Here is a 13,777-nt window from a genome sequence, read left to right as displayed (position 1 = left end):
GATACAGCGCCCGCCGCAAGGGGCGACCGCGCGTCAACGTCCCCGCGCCCGCTCCGCCAGGAACTCCGCGAAGGTGACCCGGCCCGCCACGTGGGAGGGGGTCAGGTTCCCGCCGCGCTTGAAGGCCGTGTACGTCTTCCCCGTGAGCGGCAGCGGAACGATCCGGCGGCGGCGCCCCGTGGCCGCCAGGTAGGCCCGCCCCAGCTCCGGCAGGGTGCGGATCTCCGGGCCGCCCATGTCCGGGACCCGCCCCGCCGGGGTGGGGACCGCCAGCTCGGCCAGCCGGTCCGCGACCTCCTCGACGGCGATCGGCTGCACCCGGACCCCGTACGGCAGCGGCGCCACGGGAAGCTTCCCCGCCGCGTCCACCACCCGCGCCACCAGATCGTGGAACTGCGTCGTCCGCAGGATCGTCACTCCCAGCCCGGACCCCTCCAGCATCCGCTCCACCTGGAGCTTCGTCCGGTAGTAGCCGAGCGGGACCACATCCACCCCGACGATCGAGATGTAGACGATGTTCTTGACGGTCCCCGCCCGCCGGGCCGCCTCGATGAGGTGCCCGGCGGCCGCGTCGTCACCGCCGCGCGGCGAGCTCGCGCAGTGCACGACCACCTCCACGCCCGCCATCGCCGCGTCCAGCCCGCTGCCGTTCCGCAGGTCGACCGGGTGGTCGGGGGAGTGCCGGCTCAGGACGCGTACGTCGTGACCCGCCGCCCGCAGCCGCTCGGTGACGAGCGAGCCGAGGTTCCCGGTGCCTCCGGTGACGAGGATGGTGCTCATGGTGTCCGTCCTTCCCTGACAGGGGTGCCTTCACCAGTGGAGACCGGACAGCCGTCACGTATGTGACAGCTGGCGCTGAAGGAATTCCAGCTTCTGCGGATTCACCACCGTCCGCAGCCCGCTGACCAGTCCGTCCTCGAATTCCACCAGCAGGACCGCCATCGTGCCGAAGAGCAGCGCGGGCGATCCGTTGACCTCCACGACGGTGACCGGCAGGTCCGCCGCGAACCTCTCCAGCGAGCCGATCGCGAAGCGGGCCACCTTGTCCCGGCCCAGGATCGGCCGCCGCGCCGCGCTAACCACGCCGCCGCCGTCCGCCACGTACCGGACGTCCGCCGTCAGCAGCGTCTCCAGCCGGGCGAGGTCCCCGCCGCGGGCCGCCGTCAGGAAGGTCTCCACCAGGCCCTGCCACTGCACCGGGTCCGGCTCGAAGCGGGGCCGCCGCGCGCCCTCGGACACCCGGGCCGCCGCGCGCCGGTAGAGCTGGCGGCTGTTGGCCTCGGAGAGGTTCAGCAGGCCGGCGATCTCCCGGTGGCCGTACGCGAAGGCCTCGCGCAGCACGTACACCGCGCGTTCCACCGGGGTGAGTTGTTCCAGCAGCAGGAGCAGGGCGATGGACACGCTGTCGCGCTGCTCCGCCGACTCCAGCGGGCCCAGCGTCCCGTCAGCGGTGAGCACGGGCTCCGGGAGCCAGGGGCCGACGTACTCCTCGCGGCGGGCGCGGGCGGAGGTGAGGCGGTTGAGGCACAGGCGGGTGACGACCTTGGCGAGCCATGCACCGGGGGCCTCGATATCGGCGCGGTCGGCGGCGCTCCAGCGCAGGTAGGCGTCCTGGACGGTGTCCTCGGCCTCGGCGGCGGAGCCGAGCATGCGGTAGGCGATGCCGAACATCCGGGGCCGGTGCTGCTCGAATTCCGCGACGGGTGCGGTGACATGGGTGCTCACCCGAGCAGCCTGCCAGAGACCCGGCGCCGGGCGTACGCGCGAGGACCCGGTGGCCGCCGGGCCACCGGGTCCTCACGTCTTCACGTTCTCACGAACGGGCCTTCTTCACCCGGCGGGTGTCAGCAGGCGCCCTGGTCCTTCCAGACGCCCCACTCGCCCGTGGTGCCGGGCTCCTCGTTCTGCGTCCACCACTGGGCCTTCCAGCCGCGCCCCTTGTGGGAGACGAGGGTCCCGGCCGTGTACACCGTGCCGGCCACGTAGGCCGGGCCGGTGCAGCCGCCGCCCGGAGGAGGCGTGGTGACCGGGGGAGTCGTCGGCGGCGGAGTGGTGGGCGGAGTGGTGGGCGGCTGGGTGGTGGGCGGGGTGGTCGTGGGCGGGGTCGTGGCGCCGCCCGGCTCCACCACCCTGGCGCCGCGCGCCAAGTCGCCCGCGATGCCGTACGTCCGGCCGCCGAAGGTGACCGTCCAGTTGGACGGGGTGGAGGTCGGCAGGTAGTAGACGAAGTCCAGCTCGGCGGAGGCGCCGGGGGCCAGCGACTGCCAGGCCGGCAGTTTCAGCGAGACCCGGTTGTAGATCCCCTTCAGCCCGCCCACGTTGGTGCCGGTGTGGTCGCTGCGGACGATCGTGGTGTTCCAGCCCGACTGGTCCTTGGCGTTGGCGGGCGCGGAGGAGGAGTAGTCGAACTGGAACTCCGTACCGCCCGGCAGGGTCGCCGCCGTGTTGTTGGTGATCTTCAGCTTCGGGCTGATCGGATAGTTGGAGTCACCGAGCGGGAACTTCCCGAACTCCGCGTCCACCTTGATCGCCTCGGTCGGCATGGTGATCGTGGCGCGCTTGGCGCCGTACGGGGGCGCCGACTTGAACTTCTGGTACATCGCGTCGGTGAGGGTGTCGCCCATCTCGTACTGGCCCTTGGCCGCGTTGTAGGAGTAGTCGCCCGCCAGCTCCCAGACCATCGTGCCGCCGATGCCGTTGGCGACCACGTAGTCGGCCTTGGCCTTGACCGACTGCTCGTCCTCGGTGGAGAGGAAGACCTTCTTCTGGGCGTTCCACAGCCACGGCGCCACCAGGGTGGAGTCGTACTTGCGGGCGTAGGCGCCGGTCAGTGTGGTGCCCGCCGGGAAGCCGTACTGGGCGGCGTAGTCGCCGACGACGCCCTTCTCCAGGTTCTTCGCGTGCCACATCGGGTTGGAGCCCGCGGGGGATTCGGCCCCGTTGGTGTCCTTGTCGTGCCACAGGTTATCGATGCCGACCGCACCGTCGCCGCACTTGGTCAGGCCCGCCCCGGCCGGGCAGGTGGTCGCGGGGGCCTTGCCCCACAGGCCGTCGGAGCCGCCCTGCACGTTCTTGAAGCCGCGGGTGTAGTACGGCAGGCCGATGTTGATGCGCCCGCCGGGCATGGAGCCGCGGAAGTAGTGGTAGGCCCAGTCCGTGTTGAGGTAGCCGATGCCGCCGTACTGGGAGGTGGAGTAGACGCTCGCGGCGGCCAGTTCGCCGTCCTTGCCGTCGTCGAAGAGCGAGGCGTTGGGGCCGACGTACTCGTTCCAGGCGCCGTGCAGGTCGTAGGACATGATGTTGACGTAGTCCAGGTACTTCTGCGTCTGGAACGTCTCCATGCCGCGCAGCAGGTAGCCGGAGGAGGGGGCGGCGACGGAGAGCAGGTAGTGCTTGCCGTCGGCGGCGCCCGCGCGGTCGAGCTTCTCGCGCAGGGACTTCATCAGGGCCGCGTAGCCCTTGACCAGTCCGGCGCGGCGGGCGTTGGCCAGTTGCCAGTCCAGCGGGTTGCCCGCGTCCTTCATGGTGGTGGGGTACTCGTAGTCGATGTCCACGCCGTTGAAGCCGTACGTGCGGATGAACTCGACCGAGGAGTCCGCGAAGGTGTCGATGCCGGCCTGGTTGACGGAGCCGTCGGCGTTGGTGGCCATCGAGTAGAAGCCGCCGGAGGCGACCCGGTTGCCGTCGTCCCCGAAGTAGCCGCCGGTCTCCGCCCAGCCGCCGACCGAGATCAGCGTCTTGACGTCCGGGTGCTGCTTCTTGAATTTGGTCAGCTGGTTGAAATGGCCCTTGTAGGGGAGCGCGGGGTCCATCTCGGCGCCCGCGACGCCCGGCCAGGTCATCCCGGTGGCGGCGTTCTTCGCGTTGTCCGCGCCCACCGAGATCCTGTTGTCGGCGCCGACGTGGGCGAAGGCGTAGTTCAGGTGGGTGACCTTGGACCACGGGATGTCGTGGGCGAGGTAGGCGGGGGCGCCGTCCTTGCCGGTGCGCCAGCCGGTGAAGTAGCCGATGACGCGGCGCTGGTGGTCGGCGCCCATCTTCTCGCGGCCTTCGGAGTCGTAGACCGAGCAGTACGGGACCTGGACACCGGGGGTCTTGTACAGCCCGTCGGGGCGACAGCTCTCGTGGTCGGCGGCGTGCGAGACGCCCGCCGAGAGCCCGCCCGCCAGCAGTCCGGCGATCGCGGCGCCGGATGCCAGGAGCATCGCTCTCGTACGTGTGGGGGACGGCATGGTGCCTCCTGGGGAGGGGAGGATGGCAGGAAACGACAGGGCACAACAGGCAGAGGGGTAGCGCTGGTCGGGCCCGTGAGGTGCGCAGATCTGACGGGCCGTTCGCGGCAAGATGAAGGGAACGTTAAGAGGACTAGACCAACCCGTCAATAGGTCTGGACCAACCGCGGGTCCACTTGACGGACTCCGCGCCGAACGGCCCCTTGTGATCCAGGCCACATCCCTTCACCCGCATGGCCGCCGAGCGCCCATGGCAAACTGGCTCCAGTACCAGTAAGCAGCGCACTCCGGGGTCGGTGTAATTCCGAACCGGCGGTTATAGTCCGCGACCCGTCCGCAGCCAGCGGCCGGTTGACCAGGTGAGATTCCTGGACCGACGGTTAAAGTCCGGATGGGAGGCAGTGCGCGGCGGGCCAGTCACCGGTACGCCGCCGTCGGCGGTTCATCGGCGCATCCCCACGGATGCGCCCGATCGGACCGTTTCCCGGCCTCGGCGTCCCCCGTGCGCTGTACCGCTTCATCTGTCGTATCCCGACAGGCCCCGGAGTCCGTGCCCGATGAGGCAGGAGGACCCGGTGGCGACAGACGCCGCGCACGCACTACCCGGCACAGCCGCACTCCACATGCGCCGAGCCGTCGGGCTCGCCGCCCGCGGGCTCGGCTCCACCAGCCCCAATCCGGTCGTCGGCTGCGTCATCACCGACGCCGCGGGCAGCGTCGTCGGCGAGGGCTGGCACCAGCGGACCGGCGGCCCGCACGCCGAGGTCCACGCCCTGCGCGAGGCCGGCCCCGCCGCCCGCGGCGGCACCGCCTACGTCACCCTCGAACCGTGCAACCACACCGGCCGTACGGGGCCCTGCGCCCAGGCCCTGATCGACGCCGGGATCGCACGCGTGCACTACGCCGTCCCCGACCCGAACCCCCAGGCGGGCGGCGGCCACGTCACCCTGCGCGCCGCCGGCGTCGCCACCGAGGCCGGCCTCCTCGCCGAGGAGGCCGAGGCCGGCAACGCCGCCTGGCTGACCTCCGTACGCCTGGGCCGCCCGTACGTTCTGTGGAAGTACGCGGCCACCCTCGACGGCAGGGTCGCCGCCGCCGACGGCAGCAGCCGCTGGATCAGCTCGCCCGAATCCCGGGCCGACGTCCACCGGCTGCGCGCCGAGGCCGACGCCGTCGTCGTCGGCTCCGGCACCCTGCGCGCCGACGACCCGCACCTCGCGGTGCGCGGACCCGCCGGCCCGGGCGCCGCCGGCCAGCCGCTGCGCGTCGTCCTGGACACCCACGCCACCATCCGGCCCACCGCCCGCGTCCTGGACGGCGCCGCCCGCACCCTGATCGCCGTAGGTGAGGACGCCGACACCGGCCACCTCCCCGGCGTCGACCTGGCCAGGCTCCCGCACGACGAGCACGGGATCTCCGTGGAGGCGCTCCTCGCCGAACTGCACCGGCGCGAGGTGCGCTCCGTCCTCCTCGAAGGCGGCCCGAGGCTCGCCGGCGCCTTCGTCGCCGCGGGCGCCGTCGACAAGGTCGTCGGCTACCTCGCCCCCGTCCTCCTCGGCGCGGGCCCCGCCGCCCTCGCCGACGCCGGCATCGGGACCCTCACCGACGCCCTCCGGCTCCGGATCACCGAGACCGCCCGCATCGGCACAGACCTGCGCATCACCGCCGTCCCGACGGCCGCCCCGTCCGTCCCCACCGCCCTCAAGGAGCACTGAGTGTTCACCGGAATCGTCGAAGAACTGGGCGAGGTCACCGCCGTCGAGGAGCTCGCCGAAGCCTCCCGCTTCCGCCTGCGCGGCCCCGTCGTCACCGAAGACGTCAAGCACGGCGACTCCATCGCCGTCAACGGAGTCTGCCTGACCGTCGTGGAGTGCGCCGACGGCGAGTTCACCGCAGACGTCATGCAGGAGACGTTGAACCGCTCCAGCCTCGGCGCCCTCGGCCCCGGCTCCCGCGTCAATCTGGAGCGCCCGATGGCCCTCGGCGGACGACTCGGCGGCCACCTGGTCCAGGGACACGTGGACGGCACCGGCGAGATCCTCTCCCGGACCCCCTCCGAGCACTGGGAGATCGTCAGGATCGCCCTCCCGGAGCACCTCTCGCGGTACGTCGTGGAGAAGGGCTCCATCACGGTGGACGGCGTCAGCCTCACCGTGGTCGAGGCCGCCGCCGACTGGTTCAGCATCAGCCTGATCCCCACCACCCTCGACCTGACCACGCTGGGGATCAAGCAGCCCGGCGACCCGGTCAACCTTGAGGTCGACGTCCTCGCCAAGTACGTCGAGCGGCTGCTCGGCGCGGACCGGAAGGCGGAGCGGTGAGCGCCCTGGACTGGCTCAACGCCGAGGCCTTCACCGTCTTCGGCCAGAAGGTCATCTGGTCCGACATGATCGGCAACCTGATGGGCCTGGCCGCCCTCGCCCTCGGCTGGCGCCGCTCCATATGGACCTGGCCCGCCCAGCTCCTCTCCGGCCTGATCCTCATCGCCGCCTACGCCTCCGCCCACCTCGCCGGCGGCGTCGGCAAGCAGCTCCTGGTCATCGGCGTGGCCGTATGGGGCTGGCGCGCCTGGCAGCTCGGCAGGCAGCGGGCCCAGGACGGCTCCATCGCCGTGCGCACCGCCACCTGGAAGGAGCGCGGACTGCTCCTCGCCGGCGCGGTGCTCGGCACCCTCGCCGTCGGCGGCCTGTTCACGCTCTTCCCGCACCTGTCCTGGAGCCCGTGGGCCGACGCCTACATCTTCGTCGGCACGATCGTCGCGATGGTGGCCCAGGCCCGCGGCCTCGTCGAGTTCTGGTTCGCCTGGCTCCTCGTGGACCTGGTCGGCGTCCCCCTCGCCTTCAACAACGGGCTGGCCTTCTCCGGCCTCGTCTACGTCGTGTACTTCGCCCTCGTGCTCTGGGGCGCCTACGACTGGTACCAGCGCTCGCGCACCCCCTCCGTCCCGGCCCTCGAAGGAGCAACGGCATGACCTCCCTCAAGCCCGTGCCCGCCGCCGCCCCCGAAGAGACCTTCCTGCTCGACCCCGTCGAGCAGGCCATCCGCGACATCGCCGCCGGCCGGCCGATCGTCGTCGTGGACGACGAGGACCGCGAGAACGAGGGCGACCTGGTCATCGCCGCCGAGATGGCCACCCCCGAGATCATCGCCTTCATGATGAGCGAGTGCAGGGGCCTCATCTGCGCCCCCATGGAGGGCCCCGAGCTGGACCGGCTCGAACTGCCCCAGATGGTCAGTAACAACACCGAGTCGATGAAGACCGCCTTCACCGTCTCCGTCGACGCCAGCGCCGCGCACGGTGTCACCACCGGCATCTCGGCCGCCGACCGCGCCACCACCCTGCGACTGCTCGCGGCGGGCTCCAGCGAGCCCTCCGACTTCGTCCGCCCCGGCCACATCTTCCCGCTGCGCGCCAAGCCCGGCGGCGTCCTGGTCCGCAACGGCCACACCGAGGCCGCCGTCGACCTCGCCCGCCTCGCGGGCCTGCGCCCGGCCGGCGCCATCGTGGAGATCGCCGGCGAGGACGGCGTCATGCTGCGCCTGCCCGAACTGATCCCCTTCGCCCGCAAGCACGGCCTGACGATCATCTCCATCGAGGACCTGATCGCCTACCGCCGCTCCGCCGAGCCGTCCGTGCGCCGCGAAGCCGAGGTCAGCCTGCCGACCGCCTTCGGAGACTTCACGGCCTACGGCTACCGCTCCACCGTCGACGGGGTCGAGCACGTCGCCCTGGTCCACGGGGAGATCGGCGACGGCGAGGACATCGTGGTCCGGATGCACTCCGAGTGCCTGACCGGCGACATCTTCCACTCCCTGCGCTGCGACTGCGGCCCCCAGCTGCACGCGTCCATGGCCCGCGTCAAAGCCGCCGGCCGCGGTGTCGTCGTCTACCTGCGGGGCCACGAGGGCCGCGGCATCGGACTGCTGTCCAAGCTGCGCGCGTACGAACTCCAGGAACGCGGCCGTGACACCCTCGACGCCAACCTGGAGCTGGGCCTGCCCGCCGACGCGCGCGACTACGGGGCCGGTGCGCAGATCCTCGCCGACCTCGGCGTGCACAGCGTCCGGCTGCTGACCAACAACCCCGACAAGTGCGCCGCTCTCGAACGGCACGGCATCAGGGTGTCCGTACGAGAACCGATGCCCAGCGAGACCGGCGAGCACAATCTGCGCTACCTGCGGACCAAGCGGGACCGGATGGGCCACGACCTGCCCTGGCTGGACGAGGTCGTGTCCACGACCTGCGGCAACCAGTGACCGACGGGCCACCATCACACCTTTGAACCGTCCACACCACGTAAACCGTCCATCCCACGTACACCGATCATCCGACGCACACCAAAGAGGAGCAGAGCTGTGAGCGGCAAGGGCGCACCCGAACTGAGCGTGAAGAACTGCGGAGACCTGCGAGTCGCCGTGATCGCGGCCCAGTGGCACGAGAAGGTCATGGACGGACTGGTCGACGGCGCCCTGCGCGCCCTGCACGAGCTGGGCATCGACGAGCCGACGGTGCTGCGCGTCCCGGGCAGCTTCGAGCTCCCCGTCGTGGCGAAGGTGCTGGCCGGTCGCGGATACGATGCCATCGTCGCCCTCGGCGTGGTCATCCGCGGCGGCACCCCGCACTTCGACTACGTCTGCCAGGGCGTCACCCAGGGCCTGGTGCAGGTGTCGATCGACACCGGAGTCCCCGTCGGCTTCGGCGTACTGACCTGCGACAACGACGAGCAGGCGCTGGACCGCGCCGGCCTCGAAGGGTCGAACGAGGACAAGGGGCACGAAGCGGTCACCGCCGCCGTCTCCACCGCCATGACCCTGCGGACGGTCAGCGAACCCTGGCGCTGAGTCGCGGCCCGGGACCCGTATTCTGAGGACCATCATGGCGAACAAACCCACCAAGAGCTTCGAAGAGCTCTTCACCGAGCTCCAGCTCAAGGCCGCCGACGGCGACCCCAGCACCTCCCGTACCGCCGAGCTCGTCCAGCAGGGCGTGCACGCCATCGGCAAGAAGGTGGTCGAGGAGGCCGCCGAGGTCTGGATGGCCGCCGAGTACGAGGGCAAGGAAGCCGCCGCCGAGGAGATCTCCCAGCTGCTCTACCACGTCCAGGTGATGATGGTGGCGCGCGGGATCTCCCTGGACGACGTCTACGCGCACCTCTAGGCCGGAGCGCCCCCGCGGGTCCCGGCCGGTCCACCCGCCCGCACACATCTTTCGCACGTACGCATCAACCTACGCATCAAAGGAAGCCCCATGCTGCGCATCGCCGTCCCCAACAAGGGTTCACTCTCCGGACCGGCGTCGGCGATGCTCCATGAGGCCGGCTACCGCCAGCGCAAGGAGTCCAAGGAGCTCGTGGTCGTCGACCCCGAGAACGAGGTCGAGTTCTTCTACCTCCGGCCCAAGGACATCGCGATCTACGTCTCCTCGGGCAAGCTCGACATCGGCATCACCGGCCGTGACCTGCTGCTCGACTCCGGCGCCAGCGCCGAGGAGATCCTGCCGCTCAACTTCGGCCGCTCCACCTTCCGCTACGCCACCAAGCCCGGCACGGCGAAGGGCCTGCAGGACTTCCACGGCATGACGATCGCGACCTCCTACGAGGGAATCGTCGCCAAGCACCTTGCCGACCAGGGGATCGACGCCTCCGTCGTACACCTGGACGGGGCCGTCGAGACCGCGATCCAGCTCGGCGTCGCCGAGATCATCGCGGACGTCGTGGAGACCGGCACCAGCCTGCGCAACGCGGGGCTGGAGGTCATCGGCGAGCCGATCCTCAAGTCCGAGGCCGTGGTCATCCGCCGCGACGGCGCCGACCCCGACGACCCGCAGGCCCAGCAGTTCCTGCGCCGCCTGCAGGGCGTCCTGGTGGCGCGCAGCTACGTGATGATGGACTACGACTGCCGCGCCGAGCACCTGGAGCGCGCGGTCGCCCTCACCCCGGGCCTGGAGTCGCCGACCATCTCCCCGCTGCACAACGAGGGCTGGGTCGCGGTGCGCGCCATGGTCCCGGCCAAGGAGGCCCAGCGGATCATGGACGACCTGTACGAGCTCGGCGCGCGGGCGATCCTCACCACGTCCATCCACGCCTGCCGTCTCTGATCCGTACGCCCGCTACGACGACTACGCCGGCTACGACGACTACGCCGGCTACGACGACTCCGCGACTACGACGACTCCGCGACTACGACGATTCCTGAAGGCAACGCACCATGAGCGAGTCCGCCGCCCGACCCACCCCGCCCGCCCTTCCGGTCACCTTCCGGCCGACCCGTACGCGGGCCGTGCTGCTGGGCGTCGGGCTCGCCATGTTCGCCACCATCACCACCGTCGCCCTGCTGCTGGAGAGCCTCAGCCCGGGGGAGCGGATCAGTTTCATCTTCACCGCCGCCCTGCTGAGCTCCGTACTCGTCCTCCTCAGCCGCCCCAAGGTGGTCGCGGACGAGGCAGGTGTGACCGTGGTGAACCTGACCACCACCCGCCGCCTGGAGTGGGCGCAGATCCTGCGCGTCAACCTCCGCCCCGGCGACCCGTGGGTATTCCTCGACCTCAGCGACGGCACCAGCCTGCCCGCCCTCGGCATCCAGCCCGGCGTCGCCAAGCAGCAGGCCATCGGTGACGCCCGCGCCCTGCGCGCGCTCGCCGAGACCCGGGGGACCGGGGCGCACGACCACTGAGCCCCCGCCCCCCCGGAGCACCGCGACCGGGACGACAGCCGACCGTTGCGTCCCGTTGCGGCCGTGATCTCAATGACTACCCTGGTGGCGGGGTGCGACCGTGCGCCCTCCCACCGGCCCCGGACCCCGTGGCCCGTGGGCACCTGCGACTTGAGGAGTGACTCCCTCCAGCAATGGACGGATCGTCCGGTAATATCCGCGCCGCCCTCCCCCCGGAGGCGGCGGCATGACCATCCCGCTACTCCTTCTCACGGCGGCGTTCGTTCTCATCCTGGCCAACGGTTTCTTCGTGGCGGCCGAATTCGGCCTCGTCACGGTGGAGAAGCCCGAGGCGGAACGCGCCGCGGCCGACGGTGACCGCCGTGCCCGTACGGTGGTCAAGGCCCTGCGGGAGCTGTCCTTCCAGCTCTCCGGCACCCAGCTCGGCATCACCATCACCTCCCTCGTGGTCGGCATGCTCGCCGAACCGGCCCTCGCCGCCCTGCTGTCCGGGCCGATCGCCGCGACGGGCCTGCCCGCCGGAGTCGTCCCCGGCGTCGCCGTGGCCATCGGCATGCTGCTCGCCTCCGCCGTCCAGATGGTCGTCGGCGAGCTCGTCCCGAAGAACTGGGCGATCTCCCGGCCGCTCCAGGTGGCCCGCTTCGTCGCCGGCCCCCAGCACGCCTTCTCCAGCGCCTTAAGGCCCGTCATCGCGGGGCTCAACGCCGTCGCCAACCACCTCGTACGGGCGCTCGGCGTGGAGCCCACGCAGGAGATGGCCTCCGCCCGCACCCCGGGCGAGCTGGTCTCCCTGGTCCGCCATTCGGCCCAGGCCGGCGCCCTCGAACAGGACACCGCCGACCTCTTCGTGCGCACCCTCTCGCTGGGCGAGCTCACGGCCCAGCACGTCATGACCCCGCGGGTGAAGGTCAGCGCACTCCAGCACACGGCCACCGCGGCCGACGTGCTCAACCTGACCCGCGCCACGGGGCTGTCCCGTTTCCCCGTCTACCGCGAGCGCATTGACGAGATCACCGGCGTGGTCCACCTCAAGGACGCCCTCGCCGTGCCCGAGGCCGACCGGTCCCGCACCACCGTCGGCCGCATCTGCGTCGCCCCGCTGCTGGTGCCCGGCTCCCTGCCGGTGCAGCCGCTGCTGGAGCGGCTGCGCAGCGAACAGCCGATGGCCGTGGTCGTCGACGAGTACGGCGGCACCGCCGGCGTGGTCACCCTGGAGGACATCGTGGAGGAACTCGTCGGCGAGGTCCGCGACGAGCACGACCGTGCGGAGGACGAAGCCCCCGAGCTGGCGGCCGTACCCGCCGAGGACGGCCGCCCCGCCTGGGAGGCCGACGGCAGCTGCCGGGTGCAGACCCTGCGCCGGATAGGCCTGGAGGTGCCCGAGGGCCCCTACGAGACCGTCGCCGGTCTCGTCGCGGACCTGCTCGGCCGCATCCCCGCACCCGGGGACCGCGCCGAGCTGCCCGGCTGGAAGCTGTCCGTCCGCCGGGTCGGCCGCTACCGGGCCGAACGGGTCCGGCTGGTACGTACGGCTCCGCTCGGTGCCGGTGCCGGTGCCGGTGCCGGTGCCGGTGCTGGTGCGGGTGCCGATGTCCTCGTCGGCAAGGACGGCGCGGCGGTGGGCCCGGCTCCGGCTGCGGCCCTGACCCCGCCCACGGCCACCGTCGCCGCGCTGGAAGCGGTGGGCCGGTGAACGCCCTCCAGCTCGTCTTCGCCCTGCTCCTGGTCCTCACCAACGGCTTCTTCGTCGGCGCCGAGTTCGCTCTCGTCTCCGTGCGGCGCAGCCAGATCGAGCCCCTCGCGGCCGGCTCCAAGCGGGCCCGTCAGGTGCTCTACGGCCTGGAGAACCTGCCGCGCATGATGGCCGCCGCGCAGTTCGGCATCACCGTGTGCTCACTCACCCTCGGCGCGGTCGCCGAACCGACCGTGGCGCGGCTGCTGGAGCCCGTCTTCCATGCCGTCCACGTACCGCAGAGCCTGATCCACCCGCTCGGCTACGCGCTCGCGCTCGCCGCGGTGATCTTCCTGCACCTCGTCATCGGCGAGATGGTCCCCAAGAACCTCGCCATGGCCGCCCCCGAGAAGACCGCCCTGTGGTTCAGCCCCGGCCTGGTCGCCTTCGCCCGGGTCTGCGGCCCGGTCACGACCGCGCTGGGCGCCTGCGCCACGCTGGTCCTGCGGCTCTTCAAGGTCGAGCCCAAGGACGAGGTCGAGGCCGTCTACACCAGGGCCCAGCTCGGCCGGCTCGTGGAGGACTCCCGGCAGGCGGGACTCCTGGCACCCGGTGAGCAGGAACGGCTGGAGGACGCCCTCGAACTGGGCAGCCGCCCGGTGAAGGAGGTCCTGCTCCCCCGGGACCGCCTGGTCACGGTGGGCCCCGAGGTCACGCCGCGCCAGATCGAGCAGCTGACGGTGCGCACCGGCTACTCCCGGTTCCCCGTCCGCTCCGAGAGCGGTGCCTTCATGGGCTACCTGCACGTGAAGGACGTACTGGACCTGGAGGAGCGGGAGCGGGCGGTCCCGCAGCGCGTCTGGCGGCGGATGACGACCGTGTCCTCGACCCTCCCGCTGGACGACGCGCTCAGCGTCATGCGCCGCGACGCCACCCACCTCGCGCAGGTCGCGGACGCGGCCGGGCGGGTGCTGGGCCTGGTCGCCATGGAGGACGTCCTGGAGATGCTGGTGGGCGAGGTACGGGATCCCGCGCACCGCACGGCTCCGGCCGCCCGCCGCGCGCCCGTGATGCCGGCCCCGGCGGCCGAGGGCGCCATGGCGGGCTGACCCCCCTGGGACGGCGGCCCGGACCCCGGGGCCATCGTCGGGGCCGTGGCCATGCCGGCCAGCAGCAGGGCGGCGGCGAGCGCGGGCAGGGA

At 71.6% G+C, this 13,777-nt stretch carries 13 protein-coding genes and 1 riboswitch; of the genes, 10 read left to right on the top strand and 3 right to left on the bottom strand.

Features of this window, described 5'->3' with window-relative positions; translation table 11 throughout:
* Positions 1–33 precede the first annotated feature (33 nt).
* From ACWDX7_RS26785 to ACWDX7_RS26775, 3 genes are all read right to left on the bottom strand, one after another.
* Positions 34–780 carry an SDR family oxidoreductase gene (locus ACWDX7_RS26785; RefSeq protein WP_451493011.1) on the bottom strand — a complete coding sequence of 249 codons (747 nt, stop codon included), beginning with the start codon at positions 778–780 and terminating at the stop codon, positions 34–36.
* 54 nt (positions 781–834) lie between these two features.
* Complete coding sequence (locus ACWDX7_RS26780) at positions 835–1,725, bottom strand: RNA polymerase sigma-70 factor (RefSeq protein WP_451493012.1); 891 nt, start codon at positions 1,723–1,725, stop codon at positions 835–837.
* A 119-nt stretch (positions 1,726–1,844) separates the two neighbouring features.
* Entirely contained in the window at positions 1,845–4,232 is a 2,388-nt protein-coding gene (locus ACWDX7_RS26775; protein WP_451493013.1) for a chitinase C-terminal domain-containing protein, read from the bottom strand.
* Between the two features lie 278 nt (positions 4,233–4,510).
* A riboswitch (FMN riboswitch) is annotated at positions 4,511–4,641 on the top strand.
* A gap of 214 nt (positions 4,642–4,855) precedes the next feature.
* Between ACWDX7_RS26775 and ribD the strand changes: the two genes are divergently transcribed.
* From ribD to ACWDX7_RS26725, 10 genes are all read left to right on the top strand, one after another.
* A complete protein-coding gene (gene ribD / locus ACWDX7_RS26770; RefSeq protein WP_451493025.1) occupies positions 4,856–5,947 on the top strand; it encodes a bifunctional diaminohydroxyphosphoribosylaminopyrimidine deaminase/5-amino-6-(5-phosphoribosylamino)uracil reductase RibD in 1,092 nt (363 codons plus the stop codon).
* Positions 5,948–6,553, top strand: coding sequence for a riboflavin synthase (locus tag ACWDX7_RS26765; RefSeq protein ID WP_451493014.1), 606 nt, complete (start codon positions 5,948–5,950; stop codon positions 6,551–6,553).
* Positions 6,550–7,203, top strand: coding sequence for a nicotinamide mononucleotide transporter family protein (locus ACWDX7_RS26760; protein ID WP_451493015.1), 654 nt, complete (start codon positions 6,550–6,552; stop codon positions 7,201–7,203). The genes ACWDX7_RS26765 and ACWDX7_RS26760 overlap by 4 nt, the downstream gene beginning before the upstream one ends.
* Positions 7,200–8,489 carry a bifunctional 3,4-dihydroxy-2-butanone-4-phosphate synthase/GTP cyclohydrolase II gene (locus tag ACWDX7_RS26755; RefSeq protein ID WP_451493016.1) on the top strand — a complete coding sequence of 430 codons (1,290 nt, stop codon included), beginning with the start codon at positions 7,200–7,202 and terminating at the stop codon, positions 8,487–8,489. Before ACWDX7_RS26760 ends, ACWDX7_RS26755 begins: the two co-directional genes overlap by 4 nt.
* 99 nt (positions 8,490–8,588) lie before the next feature.
* Complete coding sequence (gene ribH, locus ACWDX7_RS26750) at positions 8,589–9,074, top strand: 6,7-dimethyl-8-ribityllumazine synthase (protein ID WP_215031692.1); 486 nt, start codon at positions 8,589–8,591, stop codon at positions 9,072–9,074.
* Positions 9,075–9,108: 34 nt separating this feature from the next.
* Positions 9,109–9,390, top strand: a complete 282-nt coding sequence (locus ACWDX7_RS26745) for a phosphoribosyl-ATP diphosphatase (protein ID WP_451493017.1) — start codon at positions 9,109–9,111, stop codon at positions 9,388–9,390.
* Between the two features lie 90 nt (positions 9,391–9,480).
* Positions 9,481–10,329 (top strand): ATP phosphoribosyltransferase, encoded by an 849-nt coding sequence (hisG, locus tag ACWDX7_RS26740; RefSeq protein WP_451493018.1) that lies wholly within the window; start codon positions 9,481–9,483, stop codon positions 10,327–10,329.
* A 110-nt stretch (positions 10,330–10,439) separates the two neighbouring features.
* The gene (locus ACWDX7_RS26735; RefSeq protein ID WP_451493019.1) at positions 10,440–10,904 is read left to right on the top strand and encodes a PH domain-containing protein; all 465 of its coding nucleotides are present in this window, start codon (positions 10,440–10,442) and stop codon (positions 10,902–10,904) included.
* Between the two features lie 226 nt (positions 10,905–11,130).
* Entirely contained in the window at positions 11,131–12,597 is a 1,467-nt protein-coding gene (locus tag ACWDX7_RS26730) for a hemolysin family protein (RefSeq protein WP_451493020.1), read from the top strand.
* Positions 12,594–13,685: a hemolysin family protein gene (locus tag ACWDX7_RS26725; protein WP_451751875.1), complete on the top strand. Its 1,092-nt coding sequence runs from the start codon at positions 12,594–12,596 to the stop codon at positions 13,683–13,685. Before ACWDX7_RS26730 ends, ACWDX7_RS26725 begins: the two co-directional genes overlap by 4 nt.
* Positions 13,686–13,777 lie beyond the last annotated feature (92 nt).

Source organism: Streptomyces sp. NPDC003034 (genome assembly GCF_053591375.1).
Note: the sequence above shows the minus strand (reverse complement) of the source record. Positions and strands in the feature narration are given on the sequence as shown.